The following is a 22,163-nucleotide window of genomic DNA, read 5'->3' on the forward strand; positions in this document are numbered from 1 at the left end:
GCACCATTCCTTATTTTTACCTCTGAACTTCCACCTTTTTTATTCATCGCATAATGCGCCTGCCATTTCCGGCAGGCGTGTTTGCTTTTATGGATGATTGACGATGCAAACAGAACCCGATGTATTAACGGAACACAATGAACTCATCTGTTCGACCAGTATCGAACGAGTAGTTTCTGGCCGCGATGCAGCGCTGCAGCAAATTGAACAGCTCATCCAGCAGCTTGATGCCATTTCACGGCTAACCTCAGAAATTGGCGGTGGTACGGCGCAAGACTGGGCGATGAAGTCCGGGCACCGCTACGATAGCTGGCTGACTGAGAAGGCTGATAAAGCGATGCCTGCCGTCACCCGCAATATAGATCGCAGCATCTGGCGCGATTTGATGCTGAAGTCCGGCATGATGGCATTGATGGACGCACAGGCTCGCGACCAGTGGCACAAGAACCTGGAAGAGGGCGATCTTCCTGCTATCAGTGAGGCGAACATTCTCAGTACTTTTGAAGAGTTACATCTGAACAAAATGGAAGTCTTTGAGCGCGGGATCATTAACGTCTTCAAAGGTCTGTCGTGGGATTATAAAACCAATAGTCCCTGCAGCTTTGGTAAGAAAATCATCGTCAACAATCTGGTGACACATAACCGCTGGGGCTTTAGCCTTAACTGGGGTTGGCGGAGGGATCAGTTGGCAGACCTGGAGCGAATGCTGTTTTTGCTAGATGGTAAATCAATGCCTGATAACCGTAGCGATATAACTACTCACTTGATGGCGCATATTCGAGATAACCCGAATAAGGATGTTTATGAGGATGAGTTCTTCCGCGTTCGCTACTTTCAGAAGGGCACTGCGCACTTGACTTTTAAGCGCCTGGAGTTGGTTGAGAGGATGAACGATATTATCGCTAAACACTACCCAGGAATGTTAGCGAAGTAATTTTGGATAGTTTTGACGCCTACGGCTAACAAGCTTATGATCCAGCGTAATTTCTTTTCCTCATGAAGGAACGCGTATGGGCAACAGAATGTGGATGATTCGCGGTGACGGCGGCAAACTCTATGACGATTTTCGCGATAAGCAAATTGTAGGCATCGGTTGGTCTCAGCTGGCTCCATTAGTCAAACCCGGCCTGTCCCGAGCCCAGTTGCTCGCCTTATACCAGGAGGCAGATCCCTTAACAAAGCTGGGAACTGCGCGTTCTGGTGCATCGCAGGTCTGGCGTTTTGTGAATGAGATCCAAAAGGGTGATTGGGTTATTACCTATTCGCCAGCCAACCGTACTTATTTGCTAGGCAAAGTCACTTCAGAATTCCAATATCATCCTGAATGGGTGGAAGAGGGGATGGGGATCGCTCGGCAGGTTAAATGGAATACTCAAGAAATCGACCGCGATAGACTGTCTGTTGCTACCAAAAACACATTGGGTTCCACGTTGACGGTTTTCCAGCTTCCAGAATATGCGTTAGAGGAGCTTTTGCAGGATAAGAAACCCACTGCAGATGTTATTACTCAGAATCCAATTGTGATAGATGAAGATGAGATCGTTTCTGATCCGCTTCGCGATATGGAGTCGTTGGCGCGTGAAGGTATTAAAGATCGAGTTAATGGGCTCGATCCGAAGGAGATGGAGTATCTGGTTGCAGGTGTTTTACGCAGCATGGGATATAAAACACAGGTGTCTCCTGTGGGTCCAGATCGTGGTAAGGATATCATCGCTTCACCTGATGGATTTGGATTTGAGAATCCACGTATTGTCGTTGAGGTAAAACATCGTAGAGGGCAAATGGGAAGCCAACAGATCCGTAGCTTTATCGGTGGACGTCATAAAGACGATCGAGGGCTTTATGTCAGTACCGGTGGTTTTACAAAAGATGCTCGCTATGAAGCCGACCGCTCGACTATACCGCTAACGCTCTGGACGCTGGACGATCTCGTCCGGGCGCTTATTGAGAACTACGAGCAGGTTGATATCGAGACCAAACTTTTGGTTCCTCTGAAGAAAACGTTCCTGCCTGCCTGAATCTTGCTTTGATGGCCATATCGGTGTTCTACTGATATGGCTTTATACCCCACTAGTAATGTCTATTTTTTGTACGAATATTAACTTGTGGGTACAAGTGCGGGTATAAACATTTATTCCTGCTTTTAAACTACATTGATATCAGTCTATTAGGTGTTAAATTCGAGTCCGGCCTTCGCACCAAGACCTCTTCCAAGACCATCCGAGAAAGTCCACTAAACCCTTTAAAATCAAGGCTTCTAGCGATTTCTGCATCCGGTATTGTCCGAGTCCGTCCGTTGAAATCCGGGGGGCACTGGGGGCATAATTGGGGGCATCTTAACTTCGATTAGAAATGTGCCCCCAAAATGAAGCTCAATGCCAGACAGGTAGAGACTGCAAAGCCTAAAGACAAAACCTACAAAATGGCCGATGGCGGTGGTTTGTATCTTGAGGTTTCGGCCAAGGGTTCTAAATACTGGCGGATGAAATACAGACGACCCTCTGACAAAAAAGAAGATCGTCTAGCTTTTGGTGTCTGGCCCACAGTTACGCTTGCTCAGGCTAGAACAAAGCGCGATGAAGCTAAAAAGCTGTTAGTGCAGGGCATTGACCCAAAAGCGGAACAGAAGGAAGCTCTGGCCGAAAACGCGGGGGCATATACTTTTCAAACCATCGCCCTCGAATGGCATGCCAGCAATAAGCGCTGGAGCGAAGACCATCGATCACGCGTTCTCCGTTACCTTGAGCTGTATATCTTTCCTTATATCGGCTCGTCTGATATCCGGCAGCTTAAAACCAGCCATCTGCTAGCCCCGATCAAGAAAGTTGATGCCAGCGGTAAGCATGACGTCGCGCAGCGCCTGCAACAGCGTGTCACGGCCATTATGCGTTATGCAGTACAGAACGATTACATCGACTCTAATCCGGCCAGTGATATGGCCGGTGCGCTATCTACAACCAAAGCGCGACATTACCCCGCTTTACCCTCTGGCAGATTCCCTGAGTTCCTTGCACGTCTTGCTGCATATCGTGGCCGTGTAATGACACGGATCGCGGTTGAACTTTCCTTATTGACTTTTGTGCGTTCTAGTTAATTACGTTTTGCGCGCTGGGATGAATTCGACTTTGATAAATCTCTTTGGCGTATACCTGCAAAAAGAGAAGAAATTAAAGGCGTGCGTTACTCTCATCGTGGCATGAAGATGAAAGAGGAACATATCGTTCCGCTTAGTCGTCAGGCGTTGGCTTTGCTTGAGCAGCTTAAGCAGATTAGTGGCGGTAAAGAGCTACTTTTCCCCGGTGATCACGATGCTGCGAAAGTCATGAGCGAGAACACGGTTAATAGTGCCTTACGCACAATGGGGTATGACACGAAAACCGAGGTTTGCGGGCATGGATTTAGAACTATGGCGCGCGGTGCGCTGGGTGAGTCAGGTTTATGGAGCGACGATGCGATTGAGCGTCAACTAAGCCACTCAGAGCGCAACAATGTTCGTGCGGCGTATACTCATACTTCTGAGCATTTGGAAGAGCGTAGGTTAATGGTTCAGTGGTGGGCAGATTTTATAGACTATAACCGTTTTAAAGTTATTACAGCTTTTGAGTTCGCGAAAATCAATAAGTCATATAAGTAATTGATAATAAATGAAATTCGATCACCTTAATTTTTATAAAAAAATAATGTTTTCTTACAAATTCCTGTTAGATTAATCTTATTTAATAATCCTCCTCTTCTGGAGGGACTAATGGGGAAGTTATGGACGATCGTTTACTCGTTGTTAAAGATGAAAATCATTCAGCAAACCCTGATATGGGATTAGTTATACCTTTGTCACACTATAGCCTTGATGGAAGCCTCACTGACATCCAGCCAGGTGAATTTCCGAATGGCGCAATATTTGTTTCAAAGAATTTTCTTAGCATGAATCAGTCATTTAAGAACGATGAAATATTCATCCTTAATGAATACTTCGAGAGTGATGAAGATGACTGGAAAAGAAACTCAAGACTGCAAAAGCATTATACATTAGGAAATAAAAGCGAGCGACTGGAGAGGCATTTATTTATTCCGGTTCTTAATATCAATCTTCCTGATATTGCCACTGGCTTTGTAGATTATGCATTCGACTTACCTAGTAATTATTTTTTTATAAGCGACAAGGACAGCCTGTACGGGCCATTTAAGGCCACGAAACAAGATGATAACTGGTTATTATCGCCTCTAACTACCCCATCTCCTCTACAACTTAATACTGATTATATTGCTAAAATACCTCTTTCTGAATTAAATGAAAAAGGGCTAGTTGTTGACCTTAAGATAAAGGGCTCTAAAAAAACATTCATTCGTAATCTGAAGGATATTTCGACTATAAACTTTGAACAGATAGATTACATTTCTGATGTGCGGCTTATTTCTTATTTTACCAAAAATAATTTTGGGAAGGGTAAGAATTCTTTGCTGGGTAAAAGTGAGGCACAGCGTTTATCACAAGGAATTGAAGATTATGTAAAGAAAAACAAAGCAATAAGTAATAATGAAAGGCTTGAACGCCTCAAGCATCTGTTGTCTGATTTTTTGGATAAAAGCGACTATGGTAAGGACATTATCAACGAATATCTCACTGATAACAGAGAAGGAAGTCTTTACCTTAACAGTTACTTCGAAAAAAATAGAGACTTTTTGCTTAAAGAGAAAAATGAGGAGTTAGAAAAAAACTTTGCTAATAAGAAAAATGAAATCAATGCTGAAATAAAGGAAATAGAAAGACAGCTACATCTTAAAAAAGAAGAGCTTTCTAATGAAAACCTAAAGATAGAAGTCGAAAAGAAAAGAGCTAAAGAACGTATTGAAGAAATAAAGAAACAATCAGATGAAGATGCTCATCAAGCTCTTTTAGTTAAACAAAGAGAACTGACTGAAGATAATCTGAAGTTAGAGAAAAGCATTGTCGAGCATAAGAAAACAATTGATTCATTCTTATCGATGCATGAAAACATTAAGGAGTTTGGTTCCCTGCATAAGGAACTGGATTATTTGAAGCGTCGTAAACACGAAATGGAAACAGAAAATCGTGTTATAGAAAACGCATTTATAACTCAGAAAGCAATGCTAGAATCACCCCAGTTGCCTGATAAACTCGCTGAAATTAGTACGTTAACTACAATTTTGCGCGGCGATAAGAAAAAGAATGATACAACAACTGTTATTATAAATAAGATTAAAAAGTCGGATATTTCCTATGAAAAAGAGAACCGAGCTGATTATATAAACTATTTGATCCAGCGGTTTGATGCGGACGGAGGAAGAACGTTTTCCTTTGATGAAATGGCTAATTTGGTAATATGTACATCTCAATCTCTTATGACTGTTTTAGCTGGTCCTCCCGGTACCGGCAAGACTTCGACAGCGATTCGCTTGGCTAGACATTTGAATTTAACCGACGATGATTTCAAATTTAACGGCACAAATTTCTTAAACATCGCAGTAGGCAGGGCATGGGTTTCTGGAAGAGATATACTGGGGTTTTATAACTCTCTTAAAGATTCTTATCAACCGGCGAGAACAGGGCTGTATGAGTTCCTGACAAATGATAAAAATAATGATTTCTTAAAACTTATACTTTTAGATGAAGCAAACTTATCTAGTATTGAACATTATTGGTCAGATTTCTTGGGGATGTGTGATCCTGAGGGAGTGAACAGAGTGCTTGACACCGGTATACCCAACCAAAAGGAACGTTATTTAAATGTTGGGAAGAATATCAGATTCATTGCAACTATAAATAATGATTCTACCACAGAAAGGCTATCCCCGCGCTTGATAGATAGGGTTCCTGTAATCACGATGGATCATAGTTTTAATTTAAATGCTGTATCGCAGCAGCATAATAACTATGATGGAGCGATTGACTTCAATATGTTTGAAGATAGCTTCAATATAAACTCTATTGATGCTTCTTTTACACAAGAAGAGCAAAATATTTTGAATAATATAGTTGAAGCCCTTGCTGCGCCTATAAAAAGAACAACATCTATCAAAGTTAGTCAGCGTAAAATAAATGCTATGAAACGATATTGTCATGTTGCAAATGAGATTGAGGGTATGCACACGCCACCGTTAGATTATGCTGTAAGTCAACATATTCTACCGTTGATAGATGGCTATGGTAGTGCTTTTAAAGAACGCCTCGTCGATTTGGAGCAAAAATTAAATGAGTATGATTTCACAATATCGAAAGCTGCTCTGAATAGCATAATAAACCAAGGCGACGTTTTCGGTGATTCCTATTCATTTTTCTAGGGGGCTGTTATGCTTGAGTTTGTTGTCTTGAATGGCAATCGCAAAGGGAGCTCGTTTGTGCTCCCCTTACGTGATTATGCTCAAAGTCTAACTCCTTTCCTTCTTGAAGATGAATCTGTTATTTTGAAATTTAGAAGCACTGTTGAGTATGATACTGTTACGCTTTACTTACATGAAAATGAAGTTGAATTTAGCCAATGCGAGCATGACTCAGTTAATGATGAGTGGATTTACTCATGGATACCAAGAAAAATCGGAGGTAAGTATTATGAAAGCTTCTTCCATAATTTCTTTGGCATAGCCGAGTTATATCTTTATACGTGCTGTAGTAAAGAAGAGAAATACTTTCATTTAGCACGGCTTGATGTTTTGGCTAAAAAGTTAAATGCCGATCGTGTCGAAAACATGTTGTCATTTCTTTCAAAACATAATAATGACGCCCTATGTGCTTTTTTTCGTGTAACGCGGCGTAATGCGGGATATAAAGATGGCGATACGCCTGCGGATATATTTTTGGAATGGATAGAGCATAATACTAATTCATTAGTTAAACTTATTGGTGACGTTATTGCTGAACCGGTAACTAAGTTGGTATCTTCTTATAAGTTAGTTACTCCTGCTTTAAGTTCAAATATTGACGATCGCACGTTGAGTTGGCTTTGTGATAACGCAGAAGAGTTATTTGAGACCGAGGATGATGCTAGTGCGATTATTAAATTAGATGGCAATTTTTATGGCAGTACTAAAATAAGAGAAAATGTTCTGATAAGAGATACTGACCTATATGAAAATCAGGTGATACATGGCTTTATTCATACTTTGAAAATTTCAGTTTCAGGTTTGCTCGCAGGTTATGATACCGATGTATCGCAAAAGAAAATTAAGCCCGTAAGTGATGGTTATGTTAGTTTTTATAACCAAATAAATAGGTTTCAGCGCAAAATTAATGAAAGGAAAATCGTTAAATGCAATGACATCCTGTTGCTCTTAAATTTAATTCAAAACAAAATTAATAAGTTCATACCCGTAAAAAGGAAAGTGGTTGGCATCCCCTCCCTAACAATGAAGGCGAAATACAATCGAGCTTATTTGACTATCTTTAACAAGATAATAAGTTGGTATCGCTTTGGGAGTCCTGACTGGAGCAAACAGGATGAGTTGCTATCAATTAAAAGCATACCTAAACTTTTTGAATATTATTGTTTGTTTTATCTTAAAGAGCAACTTGATAAAAAATTAAGAATGCAACCTTCGCTTGATAGTGGAGTAAGTTCTCTTGATTTTACTTACCATTTATATGGGCATTATATCACTCTGCAATATGAGCCAAAGTATTGGATGTCACTTAACAAAAATGCTGACTCAGCAGATTTAGTAAATACTGAAGCTTGGACATTCCATAACGACACCCTTAGTGTTAGGAGTCATCATAAACTTTTCTCTCATCGTTCTCCTGACTTTGTTATAAAAGTCAAAAGCGAAAGTAATATTTATCATTATATTTTAGATGCTAAATATACAACCCCTAAAAAAGCATTCACACATTACTTACCTGAGTTGACATTGAAATATCTTCATGGGCTGCATTCAAAGCATGGTGAAAGTACCCTTCTAGGGCTAACTCTAATTGCTCCAAATGAGCAGCCTCAAGTGAATCATTATCATGGTGAGGGGTTCAATATATTGGCGCCTGTACCAGTACTTCCAGCCTTGAATATAGCTATGGTGAGCCCCGGTAGTGAGTTTGAAGGGAATGTGGCCTTTGAAAAGGTTGTCGAAAGAATAGTTGATTTACTTCTTAGTAAAGCTCTTCCAGAAAGAGAAGGTTTAGATCTTTTTAAGAGGGCATGACTTGCATCAAAACCCCTCAGAGTTCGGAAATCTCTGAGGGGTTTTTTAGTATTGATATTTATTTTATTTATTTATGCGCGCAGTGCTTTCCCCGCCTCGCCTGCCCGCTTTACAGGGCAGTTTAAATGCATATGCATGACCGGGATCAGGCCGCGCCGGGACTGGCGCTGACGGGGTTCAAACTTGCAAAGAAATAAATGCAGTTAAATGCACTGTTTAGTCTTTGCTGGCTGTGAACTGATAAGTCAGTTCCTTTTGGAAAATACTGTCTGAGTAACCTGTTTGTATTTTCATTTGAGCCGCGTTGCCAGGGGGATTGAGGATCGCAGAAGTAAACCTGAATATCTGTGGCTACGGTAAACCGGGTATGGCTGGTCATTTCAGCACCCCGGTCCCATGTTAATGTTTTATAAAGCTCAGCAGGTAATTCCCGGGCTTGTTTGATGAGTGCAGATATAACCGTTATGGTCTTGTTGTCCCTGACTTTGGCCAGCATAACAAAACGGGAATGACGTTCTACGAGGGTGACGATATAGGAGTTTTTAGAGTCCTGAATCAGGTCACCTTCCCAGTGACCGGGTATGGCTCTGTCAGCTGCTTCAGGTGGCCTTTCGCTGATAGAGATCGTATCCGGGATTGACCCTAATCCTTTCCCTTTAAGCGATGATGTTCTGGATCTACGCACGACTCTTCCGCTTCTGAGGCATTGCTGCAGTTCTTTTTTTAACGCTCCCCGGGTTTGTATAAAAAGCGTTTTATATATCGTTTCGTGTGACACATGCATTTCCTGACTATCCGGATAACAGCGTGTCAGCCAACCGGCGATCTGTTCCGGTGACCAGTCCTGATGCATCTTCTCTGCAATGATTTTACACAATGCGGGGCTTTCAATTAGCTTGCAGGGTTTTGGTCTCAGAGCATTTTCCCACGCAGCAGTATCGGCTTTTGCTGCACGATATTGTTTTGCACCGCCGTGCCTCCTGATCTCGCGGCTAATCGTTGAGGGAGCTCTTGATAATTTGGCAGCAATGTCCCTGATGCTGCGTTTTGCTACCAGTCCTCTGGATATCTCTTCTCTTTCACCTAGCGAAAGCGCTAACCGGTGCCGCTTTCGCACGGGAGGACGGTAGCCACCTGTCTGGTGGATTGTGGGCATAATAGAAGAGTGAAATCTGTCGAACATTCTGGCGATATCATGCAGGGAATCACCTTGCTTATATCTGTCCCAGATAATCGCCTTTTGTTCTGGTGTGTAGTAGATGCGAGTTCTTCGTTTCATGGCAACGTCCCCCTTCGATTAAGGATAGCGTTGCATCGACCCGTTGAACTCACAGCGAGGAGCGGACGATGAATTGGCGCGTTCATGTCCGTCAAATCTGCAGCGACTCAAATATGACGCTACTCAATATCAGAGATAAGACACCAGACCCGCGCATTATCATCTCGGGCGTCGCAAGTCGAGGGAGCCGCGCTCCTGCCACTCCGTCAAACTCGACGATACGTATTCCACCTCTCTGATCTACACCAACCTCTGCGAAGGCGACGACACAACCGGAGAAGAATCTATGCTCTCAAACCCGCATCGACTGCTGGCGAAGATTCCCGCCGTCGAGCCTTGTCATATTTCCGGAGTCAGGCAGTGCAGAAACCGGGAACGGCGACCTTCTGGAACAGGTGCGGGCTGGCCACGACGGATGAAGGATAAGCCGGAAGTTTCGCGAGGAACCCGGGATCAGCGAAGGCGGCGCGGACCGCCTCGGTGGATTCCCACATTACATAGTTCAGGTAAGTCGGGCTATCGCCGATCGCCCGATGTAGTTGCATGGAAATGAAGCCCGGTGCCTTCGTTATGACTTCTGCAGCCGCCCGGAAAGCGTCCAAAAAACCCGCTTCATCGGCGGGATCGACGACCGTGAAGAGGTTGATGAGCACAAGAGGTGCGGCCGCAATACCGAGTTGGCGGTCAAACGGAAATTTCTCGTCTAAAGGTTTGAATGGTTTTATGGCGGCCATGGTGGCGCTCCTGTCTATGGTGAAATTGAACTGGGGTGATCGATGCTGCCTGCACTCAGACGAGCATCGACTGCTGGGCGAAAATACCTGCCATCACGCCCTGCCATGTTGCCGTGGTGACCGAGGGTATTCCGGGGTTGGCAAGGTCACCGGCGGCGTAGATACCGGGCATGCTGGTTTCGCGGCGCTCGTCGGTCTTGAGGGCGATGCCGGTCGGCGTATTGACCGTGGCGAGGCCCAGTGCGTCATGAAGGCTTGCGGACGGCCTGGTACGCGGATGCGCGAACAGGACATCGACTGCGACATCGGGGCCGGTATCGATCCTGATGGTGGCACTATGGCTCCCGTGACGTGCGATTTCGGAGATCCAGCCATCAACGAGAGGTACCTGGCGGGCCGCCAGATCGGCCCGTATATCGGGGGTGATGTCGTGACCATTGCTGAAGACCGTCAACCTGTCGGTCCAGTCGTGAAACAGCCTGACCTGATTCATCGACTGCGGGCCAGACCAGACGAGGCCCCAGTGCTGGTCAGCAACTTCGAAACCATCACAATAGGGGCATGGGATGACGGATGTGCCCCAGTCTTCAGCAAAGCCAGGAATATCAGGCATCTGGTCAACAACGCCATAGCTGAGGATCAGGCGGCGCGCGCTCAGGGTTTCACCATCACTAGTGAGGACGGAGAAATTCTCGATGGTACCGGAGATGCTGTCCGCGCGGACATTAACCATCCTGATAGCAGGGTAGCGCGCGAGTTGCTCCCGCGCCGCGGCCAGGATGTCGGACGGTGGCTTGTCATCGTGGCCGAGTACACCGTGCGAGCGGCTAGCAAAGCGGTTGCGCTGAAGGCCAGTACCGAGAACGGTGACCGTGCGACGGGCACGGCCAAGCTGCAGGGCGGCGGCGAGGCCTGCAAAGCTGCCGCCGATGATAATGACGTCATTCATGGTGATGGGCTCCGGGTTTTGGATGGAGGGAGATGGGCTGCGTCTGGCGTACCTTGCATATTTATGAAACTGTGTGGTATCTTAATTATGGAATTATGATACTGTCAAGGACTATATTTAGTGACCAATAAAAACAGCCAGACCCGGCGGGGCCGGCCCGTCAACGAGGCGCTTGGCCAGACAATCATTGATGCCGCGTCCGAACTCTTTGTGGAATTGGGATTTCAGGCGACGACACTGGACAAAATCGCCCAGCGAGCGAAAATATCCAAGCTCAGCATCTATCGGCACTTCGATAACAAGGAGGCGCTGTTCAGTGCGGCTATTGTGGCCGGCTGCCATCAGTTTTTTGCGCCACAGGCTCTTCTTGAAGGCGTCGATGGTTCGGTTGAAGATCAGCTGATGGCGGTGGGATCATTACTGCTTCGCACGCTGTTGAGATCAGACGTCAGTAGTGTCGAAGCTATGGTCATGGCCGACAAGACGAATCAAAAGTCGTTAAGCAAACTCCATTACGAAGCCGGGCCCGTTCATGTCATCGCCCAAATCGAGGTCCTTCTGCGTCAGTTGCACGCGAAGCAGCTTCTGAACGTTCCCGATCCTCTTCAGTCCGCTCGCTTGTTTGCCGCGCTTTTCAAAGGCTCCGACCTTCTGATGATCGCGCGCTTTGATGAGACCAGAGCAGAGGATGACAACGAAATCGAATCCTATTGTCGGTCGGCCGTCGCCATGTTCATCGCTGCACACGGTGGCATCCAGGGGACGCTAGCACGGATGTGATCCTGCCACATATTCCCGGTTCCATCCTGGTCGCAACGTAACGCCCAGGCGTCTTAGCTGGCGCCTGCAAAGATTGCTGTCAAGATAGGGTTCATTCAGATGACGATCTGAAATTGACATCAAGCGTATGCACGGGTTTCATTGCCACTAACAGGACCTTAAGAATAAAAAGATAATCATCAATCTGCACTTCTGTTAAATGAATGAATGGTGAAATGTTAGCCAGCGCCACATGTCTGGTTGTAAAGTTTATTTTTTTATCCGTCTGGGGTGAAATTACCTGACTGTTTATTGATGGCCATGCTTCCAAAAAAAAGACTAATTGTGATTTTCGGTACTCGAGTTTTTCCTGCGGGTTTTCAGAGGAAGATGTTTCTGTCGTAATGATAATGGTATCTGCTTCGTTAATTACCGCCTGAACATCATCCTGAATCCAGCACGGAAACTTCCTTGCCAGCAGGTTTGCGCGCTCATGATCCCCGGATGAAAGAAAAACATAAGCGTGAGGGTCAAGGCGGAATAACTCAGACAGAAAGGTTTCAGTCAGATCATTTATTCCAAGAATGCCAATTCGCGTCATCATATAGCCACCGTTTTTCCGTTACGCTCATTCGAATAAACAATTTTTTGCTCGTACTGATAAAACCAGCGGCTCCTTTAACCGGGTTTATTTGTTATTTCGCCAGGTAATGACGATTGCCAGCCACCGCCCAGCGCCCTGAATGCCGCCACTGCTGCACGGGCCGATTCTGTCTGCGCCTGCGCTCTGGCATCGGAAGCCTGGAGAAGCGTTTCATTGTTGTGCAGCACGTCAATCAGGCTGGCTGTTCCTTGCTGAAAAGCGATAAAAGAAGACTGTCGGGCGCTGGACAGGGCGGTTTCACCGCGGGTCAGTGTGGCTGCTTGTGTCTGGCGATTGACCAGTGCCGAGAAGGCATTCTCAACATCTTCGGTTGCGCGTAACACTGACAGACGATAAGCGGCAAGAGCTTCTGCTTCCTGGCCTTTAGCCTGCTCTATCTGGGCGTTAATACGACCAAAGTCAAAAAGCCGCCAGCGTAATCCCAGCACACCCGACGACTGGCTGGCACCGGCAGTGAAAAGATTATCGCCTGACACTGCCGTTGCGCTGCCAAGCAGTGCGTTAAGGGAAAACTTTGGATAATACTCGCTGACAGCCACACCGATACGGGCGCTTGATGCGGCCAGATGACGCTCGGCGACAATAATATCGGGTCTGCGGCGAAGCAGATCTGCAGGCGTACCCATTGCGGTGATTTCGGGTGTCTGCGGAATAGCACCCGGCAAAGAGAGCTGAGCCCTGTGGCTCCCGGGCGGGGTACCGAGCATAACGTCCAGCGCATTCATGGCGGCATCAAGCCCGTTGTACAGAACTGGTACTGTTGCCTGCACCTGTGCCAGCGCGCCTTCAGCCTGGTGGACCTGGTATTGAGGCGCCAGCCCTTTGCTGTATAAACGCTGAATTTTTTCCAGAAGTTGCTGCTCTGTGATGACCTGTTTATTCGCAATATCCAGACGGGTCTGTAATCCACGCAGGGTGATATAGATATCCGCAGTCTGCGCGGCGACAGCAAGACGTGTCGCCGCGACACCGGCCTCAGAAGCCTGATAATCGGCCTGGGCCGCCTGACGGCCTCGTCTCAGGCCATCGAACAGGTCTATCTCCCAGCCTGCATTGAGATCGGTTTCATAGGAATTGCCGTAGCGATTATAATCCGGCGTTGAACTGACCACCTGACCCAATGGTGTTTCAACCGACTGATAAGCGCGCGCAGCTTGCCCACTGACACTTCCGGAAGGTAGCAGTGCCGCTGTTGCGGCTCCCAGCCCGGCCCGGGCCTGAGCCATTCTGGCGGAAGCCTGTGCAAGGTCGAGATTTTGCGCAAGTGCATCTGAAATGAGCCTGCTCAACAGAGGGTCTCTGAAACCCTCCCACCAGACAGATAAACTGGCAGGTAGGGGAGTACTGCGTTGCTGTAAGGCCGGTTGAGCCTGATAACGTTCCGCAAGTGGAGCCGCAGGGCGATGGTAGTCTGGCCCAACGGTACAGCCTGCCAGAGTGCAGGCACCTACAATTAGTGCAAGTGTATTTAGGGAAAACATGAAGAACCCTTGAGTCGAATTTGAGTTGTGACTACATTACCAAATGGTCACTCGTTGTCAATCAGGCTTCATTGAGCTAAGATGGAAAAATGACTAAACAAATGAATGAAACCCCTTCCAGGGGACCTTCCGACCATAGCGTTCGTGAACAGGTCGTTGACGCAGCCACTGAGCATTTCGGTCACTTTGGCTACGAAAAAACAACTGTCTCCGACCTCGCCAAAGCAATTGGTTTTTCAAAGGCTTATATCTATAAATTTTTCGATTCCAAACAGGCGATCGGAGAAGTGATCTGCGCTAACCGGCTGGCGATCATAAGGGACATTGTCAACGCAGCGATTGTGGATGCACCAACAGCCGCAGAGAAAATAAGGCGGTTGTTCAGGGCGTTATCAGAATCCGGATGCGATTTATTTTTTCATGACCGTAAGTTGCACGACATCGCGGCCGTTGCTGTGCGTGACAAATGGCCCTCAGCACAAGCTCATGAGCAGCAGCTGCGGCAGCTCATTGAGCAGATCATTGTTGAAGGGCGCCAGGCTGGTGAGTTCGAAAGAAAAACGCCACTGGACGAAGCAGCGGATGCGATTTTTATGGTCATGCGTCCCTATATCAGCCCGGTTCAGCTGCAATATAATCTGGAAACCGCCCAGGCAGCGGCGGTGTTGCTGCCATCACTGATTCTGAGAAGTTTGTCACCCTGATATTGTGACTATTGACAAAATTAGTCACAAGTATAAGTATGGGTTCCTGTCCTGTTTAATTAATTAAGGGAACCCATGCTCGGGCTGAAACCTGTCACCTTTGCTGTCTGCCTGTTGCCGTTTGCCCTTGTGGCCTGCGGTGATGCTTCCGATAACAGCGATCCACGCAGTCTGCCGCCTCTGGTCAGGTCTGCCGCAGCGATCAATGCAACCGACATTTCCCGCGCTTTTACGGGGGTGGTTGTTGCACGAATTCAGAGCGACCTTGGTTTCAGGGTTCAAGGCAAAATCCTGGAACGTCTTGTTGATACCGGTCAGGCCGTGAAACGTGGTCAGCCGTTAATGCGGCTGGACCCGGTTGATCTGAGCCTGCAGGCTCAGGCTCAGCAGCAGACTGTCGCCGCAGCAAAAGCGCGTGCCCGACAGACAGCGGATGACGAATCGCGTTATCGCGGTCTGGTCACTACCGGAGCCGTATCGGCATCCGCTTACGATCAGATTAAGGCTGCCGCAGATACAGCCAGGGCTGACCTCAGTGCCGCCCAGGCGCAGGCGAATGTGGCGCAAAACGCCATGAGCTACGCGGTCCTGGTGGCCGATGCCGACGGGGTGGTGATGGATACGCTGGCCGAACCAGGTCAGGTGGTCAGTGCCGGACAGCCGGTAATCCGGCTTGCGAGGGCTGGACAACGCGAAGCGGTCGTCCAGTTACCTGAGACGCTGCGCCCGGTAGTTGGAAGCGCGGCACAAGCCTCACTGTACGGCAGCGATACACAATCTGTTTCCGCGACACTGCGGTTACTCTCTGATGCAGCCGACCCACTAACGCGCACGTTTGAGGCAAGGTATGTGCTCGACGGTCCATTGTCTGGCGCCCCTCTGGGATCCACTGTCACCATCCATATTGCGCAGAGCAGAGCATCGCAGCCGTTGCTGCAGGTGCCTTTAGCAGCCGTGTTTGACGCGGGTAAAGGTCCGGGGGTCTGGCGCATTTCAGGCAATCCCGCCAGAGTGACATGGCGGCCCGTGCAGGTCGTCAGCCTCGGGGATGATGCGGCAAGCGTGACCGGCAGCCTTAAGCCTGGCGAACAGGTCGTGGCGCTGGGGGCTCATCTGCTCCATGACGGTGAGACTGTCCGGCTGGCGAAGCAGAGCGATGTCAGTGTCGCCGGGAGTCGTCCATGAGTCGCGGGCGTTTCAATCTTTCCGCGCTCGCGGTGCGCGAGCGTTCCATCACACTGTTTCTCATTCTGCTGATTACGGTTGCCGGTATTCTCTCGTTCCTTGGACTGGGGCGCGCAGAAGACCCGCCTTTTACGGTCAAGCAGATGACCATCATTTCTGCCTGGCCCGGCGCGACGGCTCAGGAAATGCAGGATCAGGTGGCCGAACCGCTGGAGAAGCGTCTCCAGGAGCTCAAGTGGTATGACCGTACCGAGACCTACACGCGTCCCGGTCTGGCTTTTACCATGCTCTCATTGCTGGACAGTACTCCCCCCTCAGAGGTCCAGGAAGAATTCTATCAGGCACGCAAAAAACTCAGCGATGAGGCTAAAAACCTGCCGGCAGGGGTATCTGGACCGATGGTCAACGATGAGTTCTCTGATGTCACGTTTGCGCTCTTTGCGCTGAAGGCAAAAGGAGAGCCACAGCGGCTACTGGTGCGCGATGCCGAGTCATTACGCCAGCGCTTATTGCATGTTCCCGGGGTGAAAAAGGTCAATATTATCGGTGAGCAGGCCGAGCGGATATTTGTCTCATTTTCCCATGACCGTCTGGCAACCCTGGGGGTCTCTGCTCAGGATATCTTTGCTGCCCTGAACAACCAGAACATGCTGACACCTGCCGGCTCGATAGACACACACGGGCCACAGGTTTTTATCCGTCTGGATGGCGCTTTTGACAAACTGGAAAAAATTCGTGAAACGCCGGTTGTGGCGCAGGGAAGGACGCTGAAGCTTTCTGATGTGGCGACGGTCGAGCGCGGCTACGAAGATCCGGCGACCTTTATGGTGCGTAACCAGGGCGAACCTGCACTTCTGCTGGGTATCGTGATGCGTGAGGGCTGGAACGGTCTGGAGTTGGGTAAAGCGCTGGATAAGGAAGCCGCCAGCATCAATGCGGACATGCCTCTCGGCATGACTTTTGCGAAAGTCACCGATCAGTCCGTTAACATCAGCTCCGCCGTAGACGAGTTCATGATCAAGTTTTTTGTGGCGCTGCTGGTGGTGATGGTGGTCTGCTTTCTCAGCATGGGCTGGCGCGTCGGTGTCGTGGTTGCCGCTGCGGTTCCTTTAACATTGGCGGCTGTTTTTGTGGTGATGGAAGCCACGGGCAAGAATTTTGACCGAATAACCCTGGGATCGCTCATCCTGGCGCTGGGGCTACTGGTGGATGATGCCATTATTGCCATCGAAATGATGGTGGTGAAAATGGAGGAGGGATACGACCGGATCAAAGCCTCGGCCTATGCCTGGAGCCACACCGCTGCGCCAATGCTGGCTGGTACGCTGGTCACGGCCGTCGGCTTTATGCCCAACGGCTTTGCGCAATCCACGGCGGGTGAATATACCAGCAACATGTTCTGGATTGTGGGAATTGCCTTAATCGCCTCTTGGGTGGTGGCGGTGGTGTTTACGCCGTATCTCGGGGTGAAAATGCTGCCGGACATCAAAACGGTTGAAGGGGGGCATGATGCTATCTACAACACCCGCCGCTACAACCGTTTTCGTCAGTTGCTGACGCGGGTAATCGCGCGAAAATGGCTGGTCGCAGGTTCTGTCATCGCGGTATTCACCGTTGCCATTCTCGGTATGGCGCTGGTGAAAAAACAGTTTTTCCCGACGTCTGATCGGCCTGAGGTTCTCGTAGAAGTGCAGATGCCGTATGGCACTTCCATTGAACAAACCAGCGCCGCCGTGACAAAAATTGAGGTCTGGCTGAAGCGCCAGAAAGAAGCAAAAATCGTGACGGCTTATATCGGGCAAGGGTCACCCCGCTTTTATCTCGCCATGGCGCCGGAACTGCCCGATCCCTCTTTTGCGAAAATTGTTATCCTGACGGACAGTCAGGAATCCCGTGAGGCACTCAAGTTCCGTCTTCGCCAGGCGGTGGCCGATGGACTGGCTCCTGAGGCGCGGGTTCGCGTGACCCAACTGGTGTTTGGCCCCTATTCACCCTATCCGGTTGCCTTCCGTGTGACAGGGCCTGATCCGACTGTATTACGCGACATTGCAGATAAGGTGAAAACGCTGATGCAGGCCAGCCCGCTGATGAGAACGGTCAACACGGACTGGGGCTCACGCGTACCGACACTGCATTTCACCCTGAATCAGGATCGCCTGCAGGCGGTAGGGCTGACATCAAACGCCGTTGCACAGCAGCTTCAGTTCCTGCTTTCGGGCATCCCGATCACCGCTGTGCGAGAAGATATTCGTTCGGTGCAGGTTATGGGGCGTGCTGCCGGGGATATCAGGCTTGATCCTGCGAAAATAGCGGGTTTCACCCTGGTCGGCTCCGCAGGGCAGCGTATCCCATTATCGCAGGTTGGCGAGGTCGAAGTGCGCATGGAAGACCCGGTCCTGCGACGTCGTGACCGTACGCCAACCATTACCGTGCGGGGTGATATCGCTGAATCCCAGCAGCCGCCGGATGTCTCCACTGCAATTATGAAGCAACTGCAGCCCATCATCACAACGCTTCCGGATGGATACCGTATTGATGAAGCTGGCTCGATTGAGGAGTCAGGGAAAGCCACCAAAGCGATGGCCCCCTTATTCCCAATCATGATAGCCATGACACTGCTGATCATTATCCTTCAGGTGCGTTCGATGGCGGCGATGGTGATGGTGTTTATGACTGCACCTCTGGGGCTGGTAGGCGTGGTGCCAACCTTGCTGCTCTTCAACCAGCCCTTTGGCATCAATGCGCTGGTTGGTTTGATTGCTTTGTCTGGGATTTTGATGCGTAACACGCTGATTCTTATAGGGCAGATTCATCATAATGAGCAGGAAGGGCTTGAACCATTCCATGCGGTCATTGAGGCAACGGTACAGCGCTCCAGGCCTGTACTGCTCACGGCGATGGCGGCCATTCTGGCCTTTATCCCGTTAACACATTCGGTGTTCTGGGGAACCCTTGCCTATACCCTGATAGGTGGGACACTGGGTGGGACCATCATTACGCTGGTATTCCTGCCTGCCATGTATGCCATCTGGTTCCGGATAAAGAGCCCGGCTTCAACCTAATATTTTTGGCGTGGTGTGGTGCATTACGGCGATGACGTTCAGGAATCCGCGGTTGCAAAGCGATAAGAAATTCGCAAACGCAGTTCGCTGCCCGTGATTTACCGCTTTCTGAGCAATAGCGGCCTGAGCGGCTCACTCCGCCCTTTGTACTACTATTACGAGTCATCTGTTTTTGATGAATGCGCGTTTTAACACCACACCACGACAGGAAATAAAATTTGCCTCAGCGTCCGGAGCAGACAAAACGTCGAACTGCATTTTTGGCAGACACCACCGCGTTAATCGTTTTTTTCACCATCACGGGCATCATTAATGAACGCGTTCTCGCGGGCATGTCGTGGGAACAAGTGTTTCATGCCAGGCTTCTCGGGGCAGCGCTGATGGTTCCGGTGGCAAGGCCATACGGCATATGGCGGGATTGGTTAATGAAGCGTGCCGGTACAAGTCGGCTTTCAAAATTGCTATGGGACAGCGTTGCACTTGTAAGTTTTCAAGTGCCTATTTATGCAGTGATCATTGCGGTGAGTGGGGCCTCGGGAAGCGGGCTGATAAAAGGGACTTTAGGTGCAGCGTTGATGATGCTCTTTCTGGGGCGCCCTTATGGTGCTTTTCTTAATGCGGTGCGTAAGCTGTTTGGCTTACCACCAGGCGGCGACAAACCGATGTCATTGAATAACTGAATTTTCTCCTGTGCCCGAGGCTAACTTTTCCCCGGCATGTTAAGCCATCGGGAGCCAATCACAATCCGACGATGATGAATTAGCAGGGTTGCCTGGGGGAAAGTGAAACTCATTGAGCACCGCTTGAGCAAATCATCGTTGTTGGTGGCAAACCTGTTAAGGTGAGGCTTTTCTTTCAATAGGGGGGAACAGGGGATCTTATTTATTTGTGGTCAATGCTCAATTTCATAAGATCCTGTTTAGAATAATGCAACGATACATAATATATTTCGAGTTTAATCCCTGGTATTTTCTCACGGCAGTTAATCATTTTATTCTGTCATGGCTGATTAGCCGTTTTAGAATACGCTCACCATGCTCATGTGTTTAATCTTTACCTTTGAAATTATTAAATCATCGCTCATGAAGTGTTAGTGAATTTTCCACTTTTCGGTTTATGTATAACGAAAGGTCATGAGAAATAGTTTCAAATAGCGATGTGAACTGTTGGATTATTGTTAATCCTGCTCAGTTTATGTTTCTCCAATCGGTTAGGTTACTCTAAATAATGAATATGGAATATATCCGGCGCTAAACCTAAATTTAGATAGGATTTGTCTATTTGCGTCCTGAATATTGTTTTTTCATTAAGCCCATAAGAAAATACTTAAAAATGATGACTATAACTAACCTAACCAAAATTTACTGGTGAGGGTTACCTTTATTCTGGTCAGGGATGGGCTTACGTGCGCTATTTAGTGGTGTGGTTATTTTTTGTCACGGCGGCATTGCAGGCCGCACCCTTATCACCGGCGGATCGTGATGCCGTCCGTCAGCAGCAGGAACAACTGCTGCGCCAGAACCAGCAGCAGCGCGACGAGCTGGAGCGCAGTACACCGCTGCCGCGCGCAGGCCGCACCCCGTCTGACACGCAGGCCGGTGGCCCCTGTTTTGATATCCACACCATCACCCTTTCCGGCGTGACGCTCATCAGTGAAAAAGCGCAGCAGAAGCTGCTCGCGCCCTGGCAGAACCAGTGCCTGAATATGGCGAAAATAACCGGACTCACCGCCGCCATTTCCGACTGGTATATCAGCCGGGGCTATATTACCAGCCGCGCGTTTCTTACCGAGCAGGATTTATCCCACGGCGAATTACGCATTGTGGTGCTGGAGGGGAAATTACGTCATATCCGTCTGGAAGGTGAATCCCCGCGCATGCTGAAAATGGTATTTCCGGGGCGGGAAGGGAAAGTTCTCAACCTGCGGGATATTGAGCAGGGCATGGAGCAGATTAACCGTCTGCGCAGTCAGCCGGTACAGATTGAAATAGTGCCGGACAGCGAACCCGGTTATTCCACCGTGAATTTAACCGCCACGCCGGAATTTCCGTTAAGTACCTCTGTGTCGCTGGATAACAGCGGGCAGAAAAGCACCGGTGAAAATCAGCTGAACGGCTCACTGACCGGCAACAATTTACTGGGGCTGGCGGATAAATGGTTTGTCAGCGGCGGGCGCAGCAGCGATTTCGCCACCGGGTATGACGCGCAGAGTTTTCAGGCCGGGCTCAGTATTCCGTATGGTTACAGCCTGCTGGATTACAGCTACGCCTGGAGCAACTACCGCACCACCATCCTCAACCAGGGGTTTCCGTGGGTCTCCACCGGGGACACGAAAACCCACCGCCTGAACCTCTCGCGCGTGGTGTTCCGCAACGGCGATATCAAAACCGCGCTCAGCGCCGGCATCACGCAGCGCGCATCGCGCAACTGGCTTAACGACGCCCCGCTGGTCAGCAGCACGCGCAACCTCTCCAGCCTGCAGCTTGGCATCAGCCACACACAGAAACTACTGGGCGGCGTGGCGACCTTTAACCCGACCTACAGCCACGGCATGCCGTGGTTTAACGCCGAAACCGATGAAGGCAAAACCGGTGATGTGCCGCGCGCGCAGTTCCGCAAGGGGAGCCTCAGCGCCAGTTTTCAGCGCCCGCTCACCAGCGACCTGCTGTGGCTGACCAGCCTGTACGGGCAGTGGTCGCCGGACCGGCTCTACGGCAGCGAGCGCCTGACGCTTGGTGGTGAAAGCTCGGTGCGTGGTTTCAAAGAGCAGTACATCTCCGGCGATAACGGCGGTTACTGGCGCAACGAAGTGAATTACACCCTCTTCACGCTGCCGGTGCTCGGGCAGATAAGCGCCACCGCGGCGCTGGACGGCGGCTGGCTGGAGAAAGACCGGCTTGACCGGTACGCCGCCGGCACGCTCTGGGGAACCTCTGCGGGCCTGGGCAGCGCCGGGCGCTGGTTCGCAAGCCAGGTCTCTGTCGGCACACCGCTGCGTTACCCGGACTGGCTCGGCCCGGACCACCTGATATTTAACTGGCGAGTGGCTGTCACTTTTTAAAGGAAGACAAGGATGAATACCGATAAACCGGTTCGTTTTTCGCAGCGCGCACTCAGTTGGCTGATTATCGGCCTGCTGGTCTGGCAGCCCGTGGCACCTTCCTTCGCGGCGGCCATCACGCCGACCGGCCCGGC

14 protein-coding genes and 2 pseudogenes are annotated in these 22,163 nt (G+C 49.2%); 11 read left to right on the forward strand and 5 right to left on the reverse strand.

The features are described 5' to 3' along the window. The first annotated feature begins 103 nt into the window (after nucleotides 1-103). From ACFX4O_RS23590 to ACFX4O_RS23610, 5 genes and pseudogenes are all read left to right on the forward strand, one after another. On the forward strand, nucleotides 104-934 hold the full coding sequence (locus tag ACFX4O_RS23590; RefSeq protein ID WP_380211660.1) for a DUF4942 domain-containing protein: 831 nt from the start codon (nucleotides 104-106) through the stop codon (nucleotides 932-934). A 76-nt stretch (nucleotides 935-1,010) separates the two neighbouring features. After that, nucleotides 1,011-2,018 carry a restriction endonuclease gene (locus tag ACFX4O_RS23595; RefSeq protein ID WP_380211662.1) on the forward strand — a complete coding sequence of 336 codons (1,008 nt, stop codon included), beginning with the start codon at nucleotides 1,011-1,013 and terminating at the stop codon, nucleotides 2,016-2,018. A 347-nt stretch (nucleotides 2,019-2,365) separates the two neighbouring features. Next, nucleotides 2,366-3,634 (forward strand): annotated as a pseudogene (locus ACFX4O_RS23600) (tyrosine-type recombinase/integrase). A gap of 122 nt (nucleotides 3,635-3,756) precedes the next feature. Next, nucleotides 3,757-6,300 carry an AAA family ATPase gene (locus ACFX4O_RS23605; RefSeq protein ID WP_380211664.1) on the forward strand — a complete coding sequence of 848 codons (2,544 nt, stop codon included), beginning with the start codon at nucleotides 3,757-3,759 and terminating at the stop codon, nucleotides 6,298-6,300. Nucleotides 6,301-6,309: 9 nt separating this feature from the next. Beyond that, nucleotides 6,310-8,151: a nuclease domain-containing protein gene (locus ACFX4O_RS23610; RefSeq protein ID WP_380211665.1), complete on the forward strand. Its 1,842-nt coding sequence runs from the start codon at nucleotides 6,310-6,312 to the stop codon at nucleotides 8,149-8,151. Between the two features lie 211 nt (nucleotides 8,152-8,362). Here the strand turns inward: ACFX4O_RS23610 and ACFX4O_RS23615 are convergent. The 3 genes and pseudogenes from ACFX4O_RS23615 to ACFX4O_RS23625 form a co-directional block, all read right to left on the reverse strand. Next, nucleotides 8,363-9,430, reverse strand: a pseudogene (locus tag ACFX4O_RS23615) (IS30 family transposase); the annotation flags it as partial. 353 nt (nucleotides 9,431-9,783) lie between these two features. Next, nucleotides 9,784-10,164 (reverse strand): antibiotic biosynthesis monooxygenase family protein, encoded by a 381-nt coding sequence (locus tag ACFX4O_RS23620; RefSeq protein WP_380211667.1) that lies wholly within the window; start codon nucleotides 10,162-10,164, stop codon nucleotides 9,784-9,786. A gap of 55 nt (nucleotides 10,165-10,219) precedes the next feature. Beyond that, entirely contained in the window at nucleotides 10,220-11,113 is an 894-nt protein-coding gene (locus tag ACFX4O_RS23625; RefSeq protein ID WP_380211668.1) for an NAD(P)/FAD-dependent oxidoreductase, read from the reverse strand. 120 nt (nucleotides 11,114-11,233) lie between these two features. Between ACFX4O_RS23625 and ACFX4O_RS23630 the strand changes: the two genes are divergently transcribed. Next, entirely contained in the window at nucleotides 11,234-11,893 is a 660-nt protein-coding gene (locus ACFX4O_RS23630; RefSeq protein WP_380211669.1) for a TetR/AcrR family transcriptional regulator, read from the forward strand. Nucleotides 11,894-11,984: 91 nt separating this feature from the next. On the opposite strand, the gene ACFX4O_RS23635 is transcribed toward ACFX4O_RS23630, so the two are convergent. Both ACFX4O_RS23635 and ACFX4O_RS23640 read right to left on the reverse strand, forming a co-directional pair. After that, nucleotides 11,985-12,476 (reverse strand): NAD(P)-binding domain-containing protein, encoded by a 492-nt coding sequence (locus tag ACFX4O_RS23635; RefSeq protein WP_380211670.1) that lies wholly within the window; start codon nucleotides 12,474-12,476, stop codon nucleotides 11,985-11,987. Nucleotides 12,477-12,550: 74 nt separating this feature from the next. Then, complete coding sequence (locus tag ACFX4O_RS23640) at nucleotides 12,551-14,017, reverse strand: efflux transporter outer membrane subunit (protein WP_380211671.1); 1,467 nt, start codon at nucleotides 14,015-14,017, stop codon at nucleotides 12,551-12,553. A gap of 89 nt (nucleotides 14,018-14,106) precedes the next feature. On the opposite strand from ACFX4O_RS23640, the gene ACFX4O_RS23645 reads away from it, so the two are divergent. From ACFX4O_RS23645 to ACFX4O_RS23665, 5 genes are all read left to right on the forward strand, one after another. Then, nucleotides 14,107-14,721, forward strand: a complete 615-nt coding sequence (locus tag ACFX4O_RS23645) for a TetR/AcrR family transcriptional regulator (protein ID WP_380211672.1) — start codon at nucleotides 14,107-14,109, stop codon at nucleotides 14,719-14,721. A 75-nt stretch (nucleotides 14,722-14,796) separates the two neighbouring features. Beyond that, a complete protein-coding gene (locus ACFX4O_RS23650; RefSeq protein ID WP_131413769.1) occupies nucleotides 14,797-15,906 on the forward strand; it encodes an efflux RND transporter periplasmic adaptor subunit in 1,110 nt (369 codons plus the stop codon). Beyond that, nucleotides 15,903-18,968 carry an efflux RND transporter permease subunit gene (locus tag ACFX4O_RS23655; RefSeq protein ID WP_380211673.1) on the forward strand — a complete coding sequence of 1,022 codons (3,066 nt, stop codon included), beginning with the start codon at nucleotides 15,903-15,905 and terminating at the stop codon, nucleotides 18,966-18,968. The genes ACFX4O_RS23650 and ACFX4O_RS23655 overlap by 4 nt, the downstream gene beginning before the upstream one ends. Before the next feature lie 218 nt (nucleotides 18,969-19,186). Then, the gene (gene alaE, locus ACFX4O_RS23660; protein ID WP_380211674.1) at nucleotides 19,187-19,648 is read left to right on the forward strand and encodes an L-alanine exporter AlaE; all 462 of its coding nucleotides are present in this window, start codon (nucleotides 19,187-19,189) and stop codon (nucleotides 19,646-19,648) included. A 725-nt stretch (nucleotides 19,649-20,373) separates the two neighbouring features. Further along, the gene (locus ACFX4O_RS23665; RefSeq protein ID WP_380211675.1) at nucleotides 20,374-22,029 is read left to right on the forward strand and encodes a ShlB/FhaC/HecB family hemolysin secretion/activation protein; all 1,656 of its coding nucleotides are present in this window, start codon (nucleotides 20,374-20,376) and stop codon (nucleotides 22,027-22,029) included. Nucleotides 22,030-22,163: the final 134 nt, after the last annotated feature.

The sequence above is a fragment of the Kosakonia sp. YIM B13571 genome (assembly GCF_042788095.1).
Classification (GTDB): Bacteria; Pseudomonadota; Gammaproteobacteria; order Enterobacterales; family Enterobacteriaceae; genus Kosakonia; species Kosakonia quasisacchari.